This window comes from uncultured Mailhella sp. (assembly GCF_944324995.1).
Taxonomy (GTDB): domain Bacteria; phylum Desulfobacterota; class Desulfovibrionia; order Desulfovibrionales; family Desulfovibrionaceae; genus Mailhella.
In genome coordinates, this window is record NZ_CALUYL010000018.1 from 24137 (window position 1) to 43011 (window position 18875).

Annotated in this window: 18 protein-coding genes; 13 read left to right on the plus strand and 5 right to left on the minus strand. The window is 55.3% G+C overall.

The features are described 5' to 3' along the window. Positions 1–20 precede the first annotated feature (20 nt). From Q0K02_RS08305 to Q0K02_RS08315, 3 genes are read right to left on the minus strand one after another with little or no spacing between them, the layout of a single operon-like run. A complete protein-coding gene (locus tag Q0K02_RS08305; protein ID WP_294487294.1) occupies positions 21–1292 on the minus strand; it encodes a TRAP transporter large permease in 1272 nt (423 codons plus the stop codon). Between the two features lie 2 nt (positions 1293–1294). Next, positions 1295–1777 (minus strand): TRAP transporter small permease, encoded by a 483-nt coding sequence (locus tag Q0K02_RS08310; RefSeq protein WP_294487295.1) that lies wholly within the window; start codon positions 1775–1777, stop codon positions 1295–1297. A 54-nt stretch (positions 1778–1831) separates the two neighbouring features. Next, positions 1832–2833: a TRAP transporter substrate-binding protein gene (locus Q0K02_RS08315; RefSeq protein WP_294487298.1), complete on the minus strand. Its 1002-nt coding sequence runs from the start codon at positions 2831–2833 to the stop codon at positions 1832–1834. Positions 2834–3108: 275 nt separating this feature from the next. On the opposite strand from Q0K02_RS08315, the gene Q0K02_RS08320 reads away from it, so the two are divergent. Continuing rightward, a complete protein-coding gene (locus Q0K02_RS08320; RefSeq protein ID WP_294487301.1) occupies positions 3109–4455 on the plus strand; it encodes a sigma 54-interacting transcriptional regulator in 1347 nt (448 codons plus the stop codon). Positions 4456–5021: 566 nt separating this feature from the next. Here the strand turns inward: Q0K02_RS08320 and Q0K02_RS08325 are convergent. Next, a complete protein-coding gene (locus tag Q0K02_RS08325) occupies positions 5022–5984 on the minus strand; it encodes an alpha/beta hydrolase (protein WP_294487303.1) in 963 nt (320 codons plus the stop codon). A gap of 734 nt (positions 5985–6718) precedes the next feature. On the opposite strand from Q0K02_RS08325, the gene Q0K02_RS08330 reads away from it, so the two are divergent. The 8 genes from Q0K02_RS08330 to Q0K02_RS08365 all read left to right on the plus strand — a co-directional run bounded on the left by Q0K02_RS08330 (position 6719) and on the right by Q0K02_RS08365 (position 14252). After that, positions 6719–8596: a TRAP transporter permease gene (locus tag Q0K02_RS08330; RefSeq protein WP_294487306.1), complete on the plus strand. Its 1878-nt coding sequence runs from the start codon at positions 6719–6721 to the stop codon at positions 8594–8596. 41 nt (positions 8597–8637) lie between these two features. Next, on the plus strand, positions 8638–9615 hold the full coding sequence (locus tag Q0K02_RS08335; protein WP_294487308.1) for a TAXI family TRAP transporter solute-binding subunit: 978 nt from the start codon (positions 8638–8640) through the stop codon (positions 9613–9615). 63 nt (positions 9616–9678) lie between these two features. Then, positions 9679–10407: an SDR family NAD(P)-dependent oxidoreductase gene (locus Q0K02_RS08340; protein ID WP_294487310.1), complete on the plus strand. Its 729-nt coding sequence runs from the start codon at positions 9679–9681 to the stop codon at positions 10405–10407. Positions 10408–10414: 7 nt separating this feature from the next. Beyond that, positions 10415–10771 (plus strand): antibiotic biosynthesis monooxygenase family protein, encoded by a 357-nt coding sequence (locus Q0K02_RS08345; RefSeq protein WP_294487312.1) that lies wholly within the window; start codon positions 10415–10417, stop codon positions 10769–10771. A gap of 26 nt (positions 10772–10797) precedes the next feature. Further along, entirely contained in the window at positions 10798–11685 is an 888-nt protein-coding gene (locus Q0K02_RS08350) for a LysR family transcriptional regulator (RefSeq protein ID WP_294487314.1), read from the plus strand. 128 nt (positions 11686–11813) lie between these two features. Further along, entirely contained in the window at positions 11814–12443 is a 630-nt protein-coding gene (locus tag Q0K02_RS08355; RefSeq protein WP_294487317.1) for a flavodoxin family protein, read from the plus strand. A 126-nt stretch (positions 12444–12569) separates the two neighbouring features. Further along, a complete protein-coding gene (locus Q0K02_RS08360) occupies positions 12570–13418 on the plus strand; it encodes an amidohydrolase family protein (protein WP_294487320.1) in 849 nt (282 codons plus the stop codon). A gap of 3 nt (positions 13419–13421) precedes the next feature. Beyond that, complete coding sequence (locus Q0K02_RS08365; protein WP_294487324.1) at positions 13422–14252, plus strand: amidohydrolase family protein; 831 nt, start codon at positions 13422–13424, stop codon at positions 14250–14252. 481 nt (positions 14253–14733) lie between these two features. On the opposite strand, the gene Q0K02_RS08370 is transcribed toward Q0K02_RS08365, so the two are convergent. Further along, complete coding sequence (locus tag Q0K02_RS08370) at positions 14734–15144, minus strand: hypothetical protein (RefSeq protein WP_294487329.1); 411 nt, start codon at positions 15142–15144, stop codon at positions 14734–14736. A 121-nt stretch (positions 15145–15265) separates the two neighbouring features. Here Q0K02_RS08370 and Q0K02_RS08375 point away from each other — a divergent pair, with 121 nt between their 5' ends. The 4 genes from Q0K02_RS08375 to Q0K02_RS08390 all read left to right on the plus strand — a co-directional run bounded on the left by Q0K02_RS08375 (position 15266) and on the right by Q0K02_RS08390 (position 18454). Further along, positions 15266–15991, plus strand: a complete 726-nt coding sequence (locus Q0K02_RS08375) for an amino acid ABC transporter ATP-binding protein (protein WP_363315675.1) — start codon at positions 15266–15268, stop codon at positions 15989–15991. Positions 15992–16159: 168 nt separating this feature from the next. After that, positions 16160–16981: a transporter substrate-binding domain-containing protein gene (locus Q0K02_RS08380; protein ID WP_294487332.1), complete on the plus strand. Its 822-nt coding sequence runs from the start codon at positions 16160–16162 to the stop codon at positions 16979–16981. A gap of 52 nt (positions 16982–17033) precedes the next feature. Further along, on the plus strand, positions 17034–17756 hold the full coding sequence (locus Q0K02_RS08385; protein WP_294487336.1) for an amino acid ABC transporter permease: 723 nt from the start codon (positions 17034–17036) through the stop codon (positions 17754–17756). Beyond that, on the plus strand, positions 17753–18454 hold the full coding sequence (locus tag Q0K02_RS08390; protein WP_294487339.1) for an amino acid ABC transporter permease: 702 nt from the start codon (positions 17753–17755) through the stop codon (positions 18452–18454). The genes Q0K02_RS08385 and Q0K02_RS08390 overlap by 4 nt, the downstream gene beginning before the upstream one ends. Positions 18455–18875: the final 421 nt, after the last annotated feature.

The following is an 18875-nucleotide window of genomic DNA, read 5'->3' on the forward strand; positions in this document are numbered from 1 at the left end:
ATGTTGAAATGATGTCGCAACTACAGAAGAAAGAGCGTCAACTGGGGAATAAATCCGATGGCAAGGCCGACGACAAGCATGATGATGCAGTAGGGAATACATCTGGCAGCGATGATGGAGACGGGAAGATCCGACAGCCCAGCGGCGACGAACAGATTCAGTCCCACAGGAGGGGTCAGGAATCCGGTAGCCAGAATGACCAGCATGAACAGACCGAACTGAACCTGATTCATCTGAATGATGTCCAGAAGGGGCATAAGCATGGGGCTGAGCACCAGAATGACTATGGAAACCTCAACGAATGTGCCGAGAACCATGAACACGACGGCCAGGGTGAGAATGATGCCGACCTTCGTGGAGCTTATGGCGGTAATGAGGTTGCACAGCATTTCGTGGGCATTGAAGTACACAAGCACGATGCTCAGGGCATTGGCGGTGGCAACAACGAAGAAGATGGTTCCCGTAGTTTTCAGCGAGGTGAACAGGATGCTCCGAAGCAGGGTCGGCGTCATGGACTTCGTGATGAAGCATTCGACAAACAGGGCGTAAACTACGGCGAGGGCTCCGGCTTCCGTGGGAGTGACGATGCCTCCGTAAATGCCGCCCAGCACGATGACGGGCACCATCAGGGCCCAGCGAGCCTCCCAAAGAGCCTGAAAGCGTTCCCTGGCGCTGGTTTTGGGATGCACGACGCCGTACTTTCTTTTTTTTGCGGTTACATAGCAGAGCACCATGAAGATGCTGCCGACCACCAGACCGGGAATGATGCCCGCAAGAAACAGATCGGAAATGGAACAGCCGACGGATGATCCGTACAGAATAAGCGGAACGCTGGGCGGAATGAGCACACCGAGGCAACCGCCCGCCGCATTAAGAGCTGTTGCATAGGATTTCGGATAGTTATCCTTTTCCATGGCGGGAATCATGATGCCGCCGACGGCTGCCGTGGTCGCCGGAGCGGAACCGGAAAGCGCTCCGTAGAAGAGGCAGGTGAGCACGGATACATGGCTGAGCGCTCCGGTGAGATGTCCGGTAAGGGTGCGGCAGAAGTTCAGAAGACTTCCGGCAATGGTGCCCTGCTGCATGATATCCCCGGCCAGGACAAAGAATGGAACAGCGAGCAGAGGAAAGGAATCAAAGGTGCTGTACAGACGCTGTATGAACATGGTGAAGTCCATATTTCCCATGTACATGCCTACCAGAGCGGCAATGCCGAGAGAAACACCAATGGGAACAGCCAGAGCAAGAAGAATAATCAGCGTGGAAAATACAGAAATGAGTACTATATCCATGGCTAATTTTCCTTTTTGTAAATATAGTTATAAATGTTATTCATGCAATATATTCCAGACAATATGAATGTAAAAGGAATGGAAAACCATATTATCCATAACGGTACAGGCAAAGACAAAGCCGTTTCTTCTGATTCTACAACAATCTCGAGCATGACTATTCCATAGTAGGCAAGGAAAAGCATGAACACCAAGGTGACAATTTCGCCAGATATAAGAAGAATATTTTTAACTTTGCGATTGACTACAGAAAAAATGATATCGACTTTAAGATGATCTCTGCTGTAAGTGCTGTACGCCACACCAAGATAGGAGAGCCAGATAAAGAGGAATCTGGAAGCTTCTTCCGGCCAGGCCATGGCACTGTGAAAACAGTATCGGGCAATGACCTGTGCGACGCAGATGACTGTCATCAGCAGAAAAAAGATGGAACCGACGGTTGAGCACACTTCATTGAGCAGAAAAAAGATATTTTTTTCTTTCATAGTCTCTCCATGGAGGGAGAAGCTCTCAGATGACCAGCCCCTCCCCCAGAGGTATCAGAGCAGGCCGGCAGCGCTCAGTTCTTTCTGAATGTCGCCGTAAAGGGCCTTCTGTGCGTCAGACATTGTCGTCAAACTTGTCTTGGCCGCATCGTGCCAAAGTTTGAGCTCTTTTTCGTCGGGAGCAACAATGGTGTTGCCTGCGTCTTCACATATTTTTTTGCAGCGGAGAGTTTCTTCGGCAACGAGTTCGGAACAGCGTTTCTGCCAGAGCTGCACGGCTTTGGTGAACAGGGCTCTGTCTTCAGCAGAAAGTTTGTTCCACCATCTTGTACCTGTCACAATAAGCTGCGGAGAGTACAGGTGACGGGATTCAAAGATGTACGGAGTGACTTCATAAAGCCGCATGGATGCCGCATAGGAATAGTCAAGATCGAGACCATCCACGACTCCCTGCTGGAGTCCCGTATAGACTTCGGAAAAAGGCATGGGCGTTGCGGCGATGCCCAGACTTTTCAGCGCCTCAATGTGGATTTTGCTCTGCGTACACCGAATTTTCATGGACTGCACATCGGAGAGATGGCGTACAGGCTTCGTCGTCAGAATATTTCGGAACGAGTTGTCGGCAACACCGAGATAGGTCAGCGTTTTACTGTTGAATCTTTTCAACAGGCTGTCGGTATAGGCGCTGTTGAAGATACGCGCTACCTGCTTTTCGTTGTAAAAAACGTACGGATAGTCGAACAGACCAAGAACCTTGGTGAACGTGGACAGATTGCTCGTACTGTCATGTACGAAGTGAATCATGGAAGTCTGCAGACCCTGTACGACGGTGCTGGTATTTCCAAGCTTATACTGAGGGTAAACAGTGGCATGATATTTTCCGTTGGATGAGGTATTGATAAATTCAACCATATCGTTGAAGGCAAGATGATATGGCATACCTTCGTTGCTTCCAGAAGCAATTTTTATCTCGATTGGGGCGGAATAAGCCTGAGGTATGGAAATGGCAATACCCAAAAGTAACGATAAGGCAGCGATTCCAGCTTGCTTCAACATAGAATATGCTCCTGTTTTGCTGTGCGTTGCATGATGGATTTCTGAACAACCTGCCTGAGAAGCAGGGAGCTCAGTGATTTCATGCCTTTTATTGAGCAAGAATCATGCCATTTTTTTAATTATTAATTATTTCAATTAATTAATATAATTTTAAGAATATATTTTGCTATTTTTTGGTAGTTTTTATTACCAAAATATGGTAATAATTCTTACCAAAGCAACGCATGCAGGTGCATAGTGGTCAAAACTGGTAACTTTTCTTACCGGAGGGGATGATGTCGGAATATGATGCCGATCTCTTGATCGATATTTTGAACCGTCTCAATGTAGGCGTGAGTGTCTATAATAGGGAACAGCGTTTTGAGTACGGCAACAGCACGGTTTATTCCATGCTCAATTTGTCGGAAGATCAGCTGGGGCAGACATGGATGGATTTAAAAAATAACGGCTTCTTTTACGGAAAGGCGGCCTATGACGCTTTTTTATATAAAAAACGTGAAGTGTCAGAATATATTACAAAATATGGAAAGCACCTCATATCGATAGCTTCTCCTGTCATTGACGAAAAGGGCCATATCGCCCGTGTAGTCTCCACGACCATAGATCTTTCTGAACTTATGGAGGCAAGAAAAAAACATCTGGAGGAAAGTTTAGATACTGATGAGGAAAATACTGTTGATGTCAAAATGCAGAATAATCAGAAAAATTTTATTTATGTAAGCAAGGCGATGCAGGATGTCATAAGTATCAGCAGAAAGGTTGCAAAAACGAATTTGCCGATCATCATTTACGGAGAGACCGGAGTAGGAAAAAGCGATCTTGCGGAATATATTCATCAGATGAGTCTCCGCTCGGCCAATGGTCTCACGGTCATCAATTGCGGAGCCATTCCGCCCACACTCTGTGAAGCGGAATTCTTCGGCTACGAAAAGGGAGCGTTTACCGGAGCGTATAATAAGAAGCCGGGAATTTTTGAACTGGCCGACAACGGCACGCTCTTTCTGGATGAGATAGGCGAGCTCCCGCTGTTCATGCAGGCCAAACTTTTGCGCACGCTGCAAACCAACACCATAAAGCGGATAGGAGGTACGCGGGAAATAAAGGTGAACGTTCGCATCATCGCCGCCTCCAACAAAAATCTGGAAAGCATGCTGGAAACGAAGGAGTTTCGGGAAGATCTGTTTCACAGGCTGAACGGAATCACCATAACCATTCCTCCGCTGCGCGACAGGCCGGATGACATTCGTCTGCTGCTCACATACTTTCTTCAGATTTTCAATGCAAAATATTCCACCAGCAAAATACTAAGTGCCGGTCTCATGAAATACCTTGAAGAATACAGTTATCCAGGAAACACGAGAGAGCTTTCCTATCTTATTGAGAGACTTGTTATTCTCTGTCCATCTAATACGATAACGGAGCAGTTTCTTCCGCATCAGTTTAATGTTGTTCATCGCAAAGAAGATGATGAACTCATTCCTTTAAAAGATGCCGTAGAATTGACAGAGCGTAATTTGCTTATTCTTGCAAAGAAAAAATACAAAACAACACGGGAAATGGCAAAAGTTCTCAAAGTAAGTCATGTCACTATAGGAAAAAAGCTAAAACAATATAATATATAAATAGGATTATCGCGTTGAACTCATCTATAAGGCAAAACTTCCCCTGAACATCCGAAATCATGATGGTTTACCTGAGCCACGAAGCCGACGGGCAGATCTTGCTGTTGATACTCGCGAGACAAAAGTCCGATACAAAACAGCTCTTGTGAAAGCGCTGGATAGAATCAATATGATATGACTCATGGTCGCCACGCCATCCATGATATCGCAGAGGTACTGAAGCAGAGGAGAATGTGCCTATGAAACAGAAAAAAACGCCGACTGCCTGAAAAGGCGGCGACAGCACACGGTAAAGATTAATGTCAATGCCGACCGGACTCCAAGGGAAACGTGAGGAGATGATGCTTGCCTGAGTGTCTCCAAGGGGCATTTCGTTTGTGCTTGCGGCGGCAATTCCTGGAATCCCACGGCATGACATGCCGTATGTCTTCTTGAATATCACAAGCAAAAGGCGGATGAACGACCTGCGTCCATCCGCCTTTTGTTTGCCGGAATATCGGCTCCGGCAGGAACGACTCGGGAAGATCCGGGCCGCTCCCGCATCGTTTTTTATTGCCGCTTCCGCATCAGTTCTTATTGAGGAAGGCCATGACCTTGTTGCGGAAATCCTTGTAGAACGGCTTTTCCATCATCATGGCATGGGCAGCGCCCTTGATTTCCACCACTTCAGAGCCCGCGGGGAGCTTCGGCTGAAGGGCGTGGAACAGAGTCTTGTTGATGTACGGATCCTTGTCGCCCGCAATGACGAACGTCGGAACCTTCAGCTGTTCCGGGAAAATGAGCAGATTGGACGGATCCGAAACGAGATCGCGGCGGCCGCCGTTGGGGCTGCTGCTGCCGTCGTAGCGCCAGCAGTTGGACTGAAATTCCGCCACCACCGCAGGTTCCACGAGGCTGTAATCGATGTCGCCCTTGTCGGTCATCTGAAAGTCGCCCGCGGCGTGTATCCAGGTGTTGTTGTTGAACGGCGAAGTCACGTTGCCCGCGCCGAGTCCGCTCAGAATGGGCGCGTACAGCACAAGACGACGAACCATGTCGGGATGCTTTGCCACAAAACGACTGCTGGTCACCGTGCCCCAGCTCCAGCCGAGCACGTCTATCTTCTTCTGTCCGCTCTGCTTCACCACCGCCTCGGCTGCGGCCGCCACGTCTTCCGCGGCATAGTCCGAATTGGGCAGGAATCCGTCTTCCACCGCCTGCGACTGGCCGTATCCGGCCACGTCCAGACGCCACACGGCATAGCCCTGATCGGCAAGGAAACGGGCCAGGCTGTAATCGCCGTAATTCACGTCGAATTCATGCGAAGAATAGGTCAGTCCGTGGACGAGCAGAATATTCTTTTTCGGCGAAGAGCCCGCGCGCTTCATGCAGTCAAAATGCAGCTTGTAGCCGTTGCGCTCCAGAGGAAGCACGGCGTAGTCGTAGGCGCGCTCGCTCTGATCGGCGGCAAGCGCGGGAGAAAAACCGGAAACAGGGAAGAATGCCAGCTGCAACGCCAGTGCAGCACAGGCCAGCAGACGGAGAAACATACAAGAACTCCTTAGTTCAACATGAACAGAAATACAGAACCGCAGTTCCGCATATGACAGCCTTCATCTTACTAGACTCCCGGAAGATGATTTTTGTCAACACATCGCGTCTGATTCATTTTTGTATCATTATGGGCATATTTATAATATTTCATAATAAAACTTCATAACATCCGCATTCAGCAATACATATTTATAAAAAATGCATACATATTTTGAATAATCAGAATACGAATCCATATAAAAACAAGAACATTTTACCATTAACAGTGATTTTTTAAATTTATACTTTCCCCCCTGTCTGTTCGTTATTTCAGCTTCTCCCCCTCTCGGAGCGTTGATCGTCTTTTCGACATAACGATGACGAAAGCCCGTTATGCGCCGCTCGAACAGCCCCCGTTCAGGCGGCAGATATTTTTAATATGTCTGCCATATCGAAAACCCGTTTTCTTTGACTTCCCTCCCCCGCAGCCTTGTTCAACCCATTGAAAAATAAATAATTATTTTTTTCCTTTGACGCTTCCTCCATGTTCCGCTTTGCCGTAAAAACCGGGTTGTTCACCGGTAACCATTTGAAATATCAAATAATATAATGTATTCATATTAAAAATATATACGGAGAAGATGATAAAGGTATTAGCATAATTTTTCTCTTGTCATGTATATATTGAGTATCTCCCGAAAAGGAAAACATGCCATCCTTTTCATCGACATTTTTTACTGGGGGAGGACCCATGTTGACACGAGCATCTCTCAAGCCTGTGGCAACCGCCATAGCGATACTGTTCACCCTGTTCCAGATCTACTTTACCGCCTTCGGCGTGCTGGAAGGCACGACCATGCGGGCCGACTTCCTCGGTTTCGTCATGGTGCTTATTTTCCTTCTCTACCCTCCGTTCAAGCCGGTTGAAGGAAAAAAAGAGCCGGTGATTCTCGTGCTTCTCGACATCTGTCTGTGTATTCTGGCCATTGCCATTTCGGCCTACATTACCCTGCACAGCGACGAAATCATGATGCGCATGCGCTACGCCGAAGAAGTGCCGCCCCTGGCGTTTTTCCTCGGCTCCTGCGCCATTGCCCTTACTCTTGAAGCCACGCGCCGAACCACGGGCTTTCCGCTGGTCATCATAGCGCTCGTCTTCCTCGCCTACGCCTTCTGGGGCGACGTGCTCCCTTCCGCACTCAAGCGTATGCCCATCACCCCGGACATGATCCTCGAATGCATGTATCTTTCCAACGAAGGACTGTACGGTATTCCCACCTCCGTGGCCACGGGCACCATTTTCGGCTTCATCATGTTCGGCGCGTTTCTTGAACGCTCCAACATGACGAACATCTTCATGGACATCGCCTGCCTTCTCACCAAAAACTCGCAGGGCGGGCCCGCCAAGGTGGCCATCTTCGCTTCCGGCATGTTCGGTACCTTCTCCGGTTCGGCCGTGGCCAACGTGTACGGCACGGGCATCTTCACCATTCCGCTCATGAAGAAGGTCGGCTATCAGCCTCACTTCGCGGGCGCCGTGGAAGCCGTGGCCTCCACCGGCGGGCAGATCATGCCCCCCATCATGGGCGCGGCGGCCTTCCTCATGGCCGATCTCGCAGGCGTGCCCTATCTCGAAGTCGCCAAGGCCGCCCTGCTGCCCGCCATCCTCTACTACCTCTCCCTCTGGAGCATGATCCACTTCGAGGCCGTCAGAACCAATCTCGGCTACATCGACGCCTCGCTCGTTCCTCCCGTTTCCCGCGTCGTCAGGAGACTGTACTACCTGCTTCCCATCGTCATACTCGTCGCCATCATGTGCATGGGCAAGAGCGTCAGTCTCTGCGCCAACGCGGCCACGCTTTCCGTGCCCTTCATCGCACTGCTCAGCTCCGAAACCCGCTTCACCTTCCGCAGCTTCTGCGAAGCACTGGAACTCTCCGCGAAAAACGTGCTCATGATCGGCAGCTGCTGCGCCTGCGCCGGCATCATCATCGGCGTCATCTCCCTCACAGGCGTCGGCTACAAGCTCATGGCCGTCATCACCTCGTTTGCCGGCAACAATCTCTTCCTGTTGTGCGTCTGCCTCATGATCACCTGCCTCGTGCTGGGCATGGGAGTGCCCACCGCTCCCGCCTACATCATCGTGGCCACCCTCGGCGCTCCCGCCCTCATCAAAGCCGGATGCCTGCCCATCGTCGCCCACATGTTCTGCTTCTACTTCGCCATTCTCTCCGTCATCACGCCGCCGGTGTGTCAGGCCGCCTTCGCAGGCGCGGCCATCGCCGAAGCTCCGGCCATGAAGACCGGCTTCACCGCGGCCAAGCTCGGCACCATCGCCTTCATCGTTCCCTTCATGTTCATCTACGCGCCGGAACTGGCCGCGCAGGGCAGCGGACCCGCCATTGCCATGGCCGTCGTCACCAGCATCATCGGCGTGGTGATTCTGGCAGGCGGCGTGCAGGGATACCTGCTCGTGCCCGCGAGCATCGTCGAAAGACTCATGCTCATCGGCGGCGGTCTGTGCATGGTCATGCCCGGATCGATCACCGACCTGCTCGGCATCGCCCTTGCCGCCGTCGTCATTCTCTTCCAGATCATGAAGAAGCGCCGGAACAGCATTCCTGCCTGATGCGCTTTCCATCCACCCTCATTACCTTCAAGGAGATTGTCATGCACACCAAGTTCGGAACCGTTGCCCTGACCTTACTGCTTTCGCTCGTCACCTCCGCCTCCGCGCTCGCGGCCGACAAAATTGAAATCAACGCTGCGGCCGGCAATCAGGGCGGCGTATTCTATGTCGGCATGGGCGCCGTGGGCAATGCCATCATGAAGGACAACCCCGACATCGACTACTCCATGTTTCCCTCGGCAGGACTCACCAACGTCATCCGCGTGCAAAACAACCAGAGTCAGATAGGCGTCATCCAGTCCAACAACGGATACATGGCCGTCAAGGGCATCGCTCCGTTCAAAAAGCCGCAGACCAACATCGCCGGCCTCGTCAACATGAACACCAGGGCGCACACCCACATTGTGGTGTCCGAAGCGTCGGGTATCAAATCCATGGAAGAAATCAGAGATAAAAAGCTGCCCATACGCATCAACATCAACCCCACCGGCGGCAACAACGAAATGGTGCCCCGCCTGATCTTTGAAGCCTACGGCATCGGCTGGAAGCAGCTGCGGGAAAACGGCGCCAAGCTGTTCCCCCTGTCCATTCCCGACTCCATCGACATGATGAAGGACGGTCGCATCGACGTGGACGTGTATCACGGCGAAGAGCCCGCTTACAAGTACACGGACATCATGTCCACCGTGGACATCCGCTTCCTCGACGTGGATCCCGCCGTGGTGCAGAAGGTCGCCGACGACTACGGCATGACCATAACCGAATTCTCTCCCGAAGCCTACAACGGCAAAGCCAAGGGCATCCGCGGCCTCACCTCGCACACGGAAATCATAGTGAACGCCGGCATGTCCGAAGACCTGGCATATCGGCTCACCAAGTCCATCATCGAGCACAGGGAAGACATCGCCACCGCCGTTCCGCTGTGGAGCACCATGACTCCCGAAGTCGCCTGCCAGACCACAGTTCCCCTGCATCCCGGCGCGGCAAAGTACTACCGGGAAATCGGCGTTCTCAAGTAAATCCCCCTATGATCTGAAACCGGCGGCGGAGTTCTTCTCCGCCGTCTTTTCACGGAAGACATCATGACCAGACCCGTTCTCATCGTTACCGGCTCCGCCACGGGCATAGGACTTGCCGCCGCCCGCCTGCTCAGCTCCCGCTACCTTGTCGTCACCACCTGGAACCGCACGCCTCCCGCACAGACGGATCTCGACTTCATCAACGGCGCGAGCGTGCAGTGCGACCTCTCCAGGGAAGAAGACTGCGCGCACCTCGTGCAGGAAGCCTGCAAACTCGGCTCTCTGCGCGGACTCGTGCATTCGGCCGCCGTCAATCCCACGCCCGCGCCTTCCGTGGCGGAAATGTCGCTGGAATTCTGGAACCGCATTCTCACCAACAATCTCACCAGCACGTTCCTGCTGTGTCGGGCCGTGCTGCCCGAACTGCGCAAGAATGGCGGCGGCTCCATCGTGCTCGTCAGCTCCACGGCCGGACGCAACGGATTTTCCCTGGCCGGCGGGCAGCCCGGCCACGCCAAGACGGCCTACGCCACCAGCAAGGCGGGCATCATCGCCTTCACCCGCGGTCTGGCCAGAGAAGTGGCCGGAGAAAACATCCGGGTGAACTGCGTGGCTCCCGGCCCCATAGACACGCGCATGCTGCCGAACCGTGAAGCCACGGAAAAACGGGTGCCCATGGGCCGCATCGGAACCCCGGAAGAATGCGCCAAAGCCATTTCCTTCATGCTGGACGAAGCCACCTTCACTACAGGCTGCACCTTCGACGTTTGCGGCGGACAGTACATGAACTGAGGCAACCATGAGTGCATACGCCATCACTTCCCGCATGCGGGCGAAAGAGGGCATGGAAGAGGAGTTCGCCGAGCTGCTCGCAGCCTACGAAAAGTCGTGCGCCGGACATCCGGGACTTATTTCACACTGCCTTCAGCGCAACATCGACGATCCCCGGGAATTTCTCTTTCACGAAATCTACGACTCCAAAGAACATCTGATTCAGCACAGGGCTGCGCCCGAAAACAAGCGCTGGGCTCCGGTACGAGACGCCCACATCGACGAAAGGCATGTCCATACCTGGGAGCTTCTGAATATGGAAGGGCCCGCCGCCCTGGCGTGGAAAAAGCACGACCGGCCTTTCCCGAACCGGAACAGCTCCTGAAGGATGTTCCGAAACGCGGAGACATTATGGATCTGAAAGACATGCTGTACTTCTGCACCATTGTGGAGGAAGGACAGATAAGCAAGGCCGCAAAGCGGCTGAACATCAGTCAGCCGCCGCTGAGCCTGCGCCTCAAGGAACTGGAAGAAGAGGTGGGCTGTTCCCTCATTTCCCGCTCCAGCGGAAAATGGAAGGTCACCAAGGAAGGACAGCTTCTCTACCACAAGAGTCAGCAGATTCTCAGCCACATCGAAGGGCTGGCCGAAAGCATCCGGCATATCGGCTCGGAGTTCAGCGGAGAGGTGCGCATAGGCATAGGAACGCACTGCATATCCTACTTTCGGAGCATCGTGCCCACGCTCATCGAAAAGTATCCCCGCATTTCCTGCCGAACGGTCGTGGCCGATTCTCCCACCATCGAGCGCTATCTTCAGGAGCGATCCATCGAGCTCGCCGTGCTCAGACTCAACCTTTCACACAATTGCTACACCACGTTCAATCTTCCCCCGCAGCACATGGTGGCCGTATATTCCAATCTGGTGGAGCCCCCCTCCCACGAGGGGCAGGTTACTTTTGAGGAACTGGTAAAATATCCTCTGCTGCTCTCCCGGCGCTGGGCCAACGCCGACGGCTTCCGTCCCATCGTGGCGGCCTTTCAGGCCAAGCATCTGCGCCCGCAGATGGTGCTCGACACACAGACCCCGTCGCTGCTCTTTGAGCTTCTCTATACCACGCCGGCCGTGGCGCTCATTCCCAACACCGAAATACCGCCGCACGCTGCGCACATCTTTCCCGTCAGGGACATCGAGCACTTCGTCGTCTTTCAACCCGTGCTCGCCTATCTCAACGACTCCTATCTCAGCCCTCAGACAACAGCCGTCATGGAACTTCTCAAAGAACAGTGTATCGAGTAATACATATTTATTTTTTATATATTCTATGAATAAAAAAAGTCTTTGTTATACACAATAAGTATGAACTATACATAAAGACAGGCATCATTGTTCAAAAGTCCGTCATCATCTATTCAAAAGGATTCATCATGAAAGTTCTCGCTCTCAATGGAAGTCAGAATCCCCGCGGAGTCACCTGGCACGCCATCAATCTTGTCGGAGAAGAGCTCGCCAAGGAAAACATCGGCCTCGACATCATCCACATCGGAGCCAAGGCCGTGGCCGGATGCGTGGACTGCCGCAAATGCCGCACCAACGGGCATCACTGCATTCACAACGACATCGTCAACGAGATCATCGACAAACTTCCCGAATATGACGGTCTGATTCTGGGATGCCCCGTACACTACATGGGCATTCCCGGCACATTCAAGGCCTGTCTCGACAGGCTTCTCTACGCCACGGAGCATCTCGAAGGCTGGGGGCCCAAGCCCGCCACGGCCATTGCCGTCTGCCGCAGGGCCGGAGCCGTAAGCGCCGCGCAGCAGCTCGGCAACTACCTCAACTGCTCCAACCTCATTACGGTGAACAGCCAGTACTGGAACATCGCCTTCGGCTGGAAGCCTGAAGAATTTCTCTCGCAGGACGCGGAAGGCGTTCAGACCATGCAGGTGCTGGGACGCAATATGGCATGGCTGCTCAAGGTCATTGAAGCCGGACGGGCCAGCGTTCCCGCGCCCGTGTACGAAAAGCGCGTGCGCGCCAATTTCTGCCGCTAGACCGCCGTCCGCCGCGTCGCCGACCCGGCGGACGGGCGCTTCCCTGCTCAGCAGATCCTCCTCGACGGCGCACGGCGCATGCCGGGCCGCCCCTCCTTTTTTCCACCATGCAGGAGGACTCCTTTCATGGTCATCGATTTCCGCCTTCGCCCTCCCTTCGGGGACTATGTCAAACTCGGCATGTACACCAACAAGGCGCGCTGCGCGAGCTACGCGTCCAACATCGGCAAGGGACTGGCCCCGTCCATCGCAGAAGAAAGCATGGAACTGCTTCTTCAGGACATGGACAGAAACGGCATCGACATGGGCGTGGCCACCGGACGCGTGGCTCACTTTGCCGGAGGCATGAGCAACGACAACATCCTTGAACTGGTGCAGACCTGGCCCGATCGCTTCGTGGGCTTTGCCGGACTCAATCCGCTGGACTGGCGCTGGTCACTGAAGGAAATTCACAGAACCGTCGTGGACGGACCGCTCAAAGGCGTAGTGCTCGAACCGGGAGCCGTGCGGCCTCCCATGTACGGCGACGACGCCCTGCTCTATCCCCTGTATGCGGAATGCGAAAAGTACGACATTCCCGTCATGGTCATGCTCGGCGGAAACGCGGGCCCCAACGTGGACTACAGCTTCCCCCGAATCATCCACAAGATAGCCTCGGATTTTCCCACCGTAAAATTCATCGTGTCGCACGGCGGCTGGCCGTGGGTGCAGGCCGTGCTCGGCGTGTGCTTCGTGCAGCCGAACATCTATCTGAGTCCGGATCTCTACCTCTTCAATCAGCCGGGCTGGCAGGACTACGTCACGGCCGCGCACACCTACATGCGCAAACGCATTCTGTACGCTTCCGCCTACCCCTTCCTGCCTCTGGACTGCGTTCACGCCTTCCGCAAACTGTTCAAGCCGGAAATTCTTCCCGATCTCATGTGCAACAACGCCGCCGAAATCCTCAAGCTCGACATCAGGGGGAAAGAGTAACTCATGGTCATCGACTTTCGTCTCCGCCCTCCGTTCGGGGGATTTCTCCATGTCGGCATGTACGCGGACAAGGCCGCCGCAGACTTCTACGCCGACAACATAGGATTGCAGCGTTCGCCGTCCGCCCGGCAGGAATCCATGGAGCTGCTGCTCCAGGAAATGGAGGAAAACGGCATCGACATGGGCGTGGCCACCGGACGCGTCGGCCACCGCAAGGGCAACGTGCCCAACGATGAAATCATACGCCTCATGAAGGAATATCCCGGAAAGTTCGTGGGCCTTGCTGGCATCGACGCCTCCGACCCCAAGGAAGGCGTCAGGGAAATGCACCGCGTGTGCGTGGACGGGCCGCTCAAGGGCGTAGTTCTCGAACCGGGAGCCCTCGAACGATCCCGCTACGTGGACGACGCGCGCCTTTATCCCTTCTATGCCGAATGCGAACGTCATCACATTCCCGTCATTCTCATGATCGGCGGCCGGGCCGGGCCCGACAGAACCTACTCCGATCCGCAGCGCCTGAGCAGAATCGCCTTCGACTTTCCGGAGGTCAACTTCGTCGCCGCCCACGGCTGCTGGCCCTTCGTGCAGGAAATACTCGGCATCTGCTTCTATCAGAAAAACATCTACGTCTGCCCCGATCTCTACTTCTTCCACCTCCCCGGACAGGACGACTACATCCGGGCGGGCAACTTCTACATGCAGGATCGCATGCTCTTCGGCTCCGCCTATCCCTTCACCCCGCTCTCCTGCGTCCATGAATTCCGGGAGAGCTTCAGGCCGGACGTGCAGGACAAGCTGCTCTACCGCAACGCCGCCGCGCTGCTGGGCCTCTAGGGAGCAGGCCGCAGCGCTGCCGCGACTCAGGCCCCCAGCGAAACGCGCGCCGAAGATGCCGCGCCCCCGTCGGCAGCTGGCAAGGCACGAATGCGCCGGAGCACAGGGCATTGCACCAGAGTCGCCCCCGCTCTCCGGCAAGCCGGACACGAATCCGAACAGTCGTTCTTCTCCGGCGTCCGCCTCATCCGGCGCGTGCGCATCGCGCAAGGCCGAAGTCCTGCGCCTTTGGCAGTACGCCATTGCCCCCAATTGCCCCCCATCCCCTGTCGATCCCGGGCAGGCCGCTCCGCCCCACAGAGCCGCCTGCCCGGACGCGTTTCTGCGCCCTCCCCCGGACGAAAACGCTGTTGGCGCGTTCCGCGGCCCGGGTTCCTGCATCCGGGAAAGCCTGCGGGACCTTCGACAGCTTTGCACATCGCGCAAGGCCGATGTCCGCCGCACGGCGGTCGCGCCTTCCCGCACTCCTGCCCGGCATTCCTCACTGCAACACCCGCGCGTTCCGCCGCCCCGGCCCTGTGGCTCTTCTCAAACGGCGAACCTGACGCCTCCATGCGTCCGCCGTTGAAAGAAAACAGGCGGCATGACGCGCCCGCCTCTCGACAAAACAGGTAAAAATATCTTTTTTGTTAATTTTTCTCTCCGTAAAAAGTTGTTTCCGCCCTCCGTTCGCTTTTTTATTTTTCCTGCCATTCCGGCATATTAATCCTATTTTTCCGTGTTGCTCTCCTTCTTTTTTTCCTTTTCGCGCGTCAATCCTCAAAATGGTGGACTTTTCAAAAAATGTACATACTGAAAGAAGTTGCATAACATTGCATAAAAACTGCATATTTTTATTCTCTTTCACTTTATTTTCAAATTGCGCCGCCAGCGGCATGAACAAGATTGACAAAAAATATCGGCCCTGCTAGCTTTTACATTATTGTTAATTCGTTGATGAAGAAAAAACGAAAATCTCAAAACAATACAGTGCGGTAAGAGTCCTCAGCGGCCCGCCGCTCAGGAGAATGAACGTGATAAGGCTTTCCGACATCCATAAATCCTTCGGTTCCCACGAGGTGCTCAAAGGCGTCAATCTCGACGTGAAGGAAGGGGAAAAACTCGTCATCATCGGGCCTTCCGGCTCCGGCAAGTCCACCACCGTGCGCTGCATGAACGGACTCGAAACTCCCACTTCCGGACACGTCTACATCGACAACACGGAGCTCACCAAGCAGAACCGCATTTCGCTCGTGAGAAGCACCTCGTCCATGGTGTTCCAGCAGTTCAACCTGTATCCGCACCTCACCGTCATGGGCAATCTCACCCTGGCGCCCATCAAGCTGTTCGGCAAATCCAGAAAGGAAGCGCAGGAACTCGCCCGGCACTATCTCTCCGTCGTGGGACTGGAAGAAAAGGCCAACGCCTACCCCGCCACGCTTTCCGGCGGTCAGCAGCAGCGCGTGGCCATCGCCCGCGCCCTGTGCAGTCAGACCAAGATCATTCTCTTCGACGAACCCACTTCCGCCCTCGATCCCGAAACCGTGCAGGAAGTGCTGAACGTCATGGTCAAGCTCGCCGGAGAAAAGAACATCACCATGGTCATCGTCACCCACGAAATGGGCTTCGCCCGTGAAGTGGCCGACCGCGTGATCTTCATGGAAGACGGCACCATTCTGGAAGAAGGCACGCCCGAACACTTCTTCCTCAACCCCACCCACGAACGCACCAAGCAGTTCCTCGGCAAGATTCTGCACTGATCGCAGACAACGCCGTGTTCGCAGGCTGCGGGCGAACTCCCGCAAGCCTGTGCAGGCGCGTCCGCACGGCGCGGCCATTTGCCGGGCTTTTTCGTCAGCAAACCTCGCGTTCCCCCCGCGCAAGGCAAAAACAATCGCCAGCCGGCACTCAACAAGGAGGCAGACACAATGAACAAACTTCACCGCATGGGAGCCCTTCTTCTCTCGGCCCTCGCCATCCTGACCTTCGCCACCACCGCCTCGGCCGCCACCCTGCCCGACGACGTGCAGGCCATCGTCAAGCGCGGCGAACTGCACGTGGGCGTCAAGTCCGACGTTCCGGGCTTCAGCATGCAGGATCTGTCCGGCAACTACGCCGGCATGGAAGTGGATCTCTCCAAGAAGCTCGCCGAAGCCATGGGCCTCAAGGCCGACAAGGTGGTCTTCACCGCCGTGACCGCCAAGACCCGCGGCCAGCTCCTCGACACCGGCGACATCGACATGGTGCTCGCCACCTTCACCATCACCCCGGACCGCAAGAAGATCTGGAACTTCTCCACCCCCTACTACACCGACGCCGTCTCCCTGCTCGTGAAGAAGAATTCCGGCATCGCCAACTACGGCGATCTCGTGAAGAAGCGCGTGGGCGTGGCTGAAGGCTCCACCTCCAAGGACGCCCTCATCAAGGCTGCCGCCGAAAACGGCGTCACCCTCACCGACACCGCCAACATCCAGACCTTCCCCGACTATCCCTCCATCAAGGCCGCGCTCGACGCCGGTCAGGTGCAGGCCTTCTGCGTGGACGGCTCCATTCTTTCCGGCTATCTTGATCCGAGCACCGAAATCCTGAGCACCGTGCGCTTCGCTCCCCAGGATTACGGCGTGGCCACCAAGCTCTCCAACAAGGGCCTGGCCGAATTCGTCGAAAAGCAGATTTCCGCCTGGCTCGCCGACGGCACCATAGACAAGATCATTGCCAAGAACGGCGTCACGCCTTCCTTCAAGAAATAACACTCCCAAGAGCGGCGCGGCACTGCCGCGCCGCCAGCCACAGGTTTGAATCGTGATTGAACAAATACTGTCACCCGCATGCTGGATGGTGTTTCTGGCCGACTGGACCCTGTTTCTGCAGGCCTTCGGCGTGACCGTCATGGTCTCCATCGCGGCGCTGGCCCTCGCGCTGGCGCTCGGCGTCGTGTTCGGCGTCATGTCCACGTCGCACTTCGCCGTTCCCAGAAGCATCGCCCGCGCCTATGTGGAAGCCATACAGAATACGCCGCTCGTTCTTCAGGCCTACGTGTTCTATCTCGCCCTCCCCTATGTGGGCGTCATGATGGGACAGGTCAGCGTGGGCATCTTTGCCGTGGGCATCTACCACGGCGCCTACATCGCCGAAGTGGTGCGCGCCGGCATCCAGTCCATTCCGCGCGGCCAGGCCGAAGCGGCCGCCTCTCAGGGCTTCACCTACGTGCAGACCATGCGCTGGGTCATCCTGCCCCAGACGGTGAAAATCATCCTGCCCCCGCTGGTCAACCAGATGGTCAACCTCATCAAGAACACCTCCGTCATCGCGCTCATCGGCGGCACGGACCTCATGAACCGCACCAACGACTGGGCCACCAGCGGCGCCAGCATCTACGGGCCGCCCTTCCTGGTGTGCGGCATCCTGTATTTTCTGCTGTGCTTCCCCCTTTCCACCTGGGGTCGCCGCTATGAGGAACGCCTGAAGCGCCAGGACAGCCGCGCCGGGCAGGAAATGAAAAAAATAGAGGAAGAATTGTCGTGATCGAGGTCATTACCCGCACATTTACGCCCGAAATTCTCACCTATCTTCTGGGCGGCGCGTGGCTCGTCATCGAGCTTTCCGTCGTCATCGTGATATGCAGCATCTTTTTCGGGCTCATTCTGGCGCTTCTGCGCAGCTACGACAAATTCGTCCTCGGCAAACTCGCAGGCGTCTACATCGAAATTTTCCGCAACACCCCCAACCTCATGTGGGTGCTCATCTGCTACGTGTACGCGCCCATGCCCACGGCCTTTCTGCGCTGCTCCTTCGCCTTCGTGCTGTTCACCTCCGCCACCATTGCGGAAATCATCCGCGGCGGCCTGAACTCCATTCCCAGAGGACAGTTTGAAGCCGCCGCCTCCCAGGGCTTCAACTTCGTGCAGACGCTCGTGTACATCATTCTGCCGCAGTGCTTCCAGAACATCGTTCCCACCCTGCTCAGTCAGGTCATCACCGTGGTCAAGGACACCTCGTTCCTTTCCATGGTGGCCGTGGCCGAACTCATGTTCCGCTCCCGCAACGCCCTCGCCCTGCTGCCGCGCTACACCGGGCAGACCGTAGGCATTGCACAGGTGGCCGTCATCTTCGGCTTTGCGGCGCTCATCTACTTTGTCATCAACTTCACCCTCTCCTGCGTGGTCCGTCACATGCAGAAGCGCAGACACGCCGCCGCGCGGAACCTGGGTGAAGCCGCCTGATCCGCAGAAACATTTTCTGCAACGTTTCCCTCCTAGGAAAGGGCCCGTCCGGCACGTGTCGGCGGGCCTTTTCTCTTTCATGCGAGTCTCGCGCCGACGTTTCCCCGGCCACAAGACAGCATGCGCGCGACATCTTGCGCGGCAACGACCGACGCCCTTCGGCCCGCATCGCACGCGAAGTTCCCCCGAAAACTGGGGGAACAGCCTTCGTGCATGCACGGCCCGCACCGGGCGCTCCTGCGTCGCGCTCCCGGCTTGCGCGTTTCTCTCCTCTCCCGCTTGCGGCGCGTCCCCTGTCTGCGCACATCCCCGCCCGCTTCCAGCCAAGACACGGCCCGCGCCGCAACTTTCTCTTTCCGGCGGCCTTCTTCACGCTCTTTTCCGAAAAGTCATGCCGAAATCACGCTTGTTTCGGCCGCGC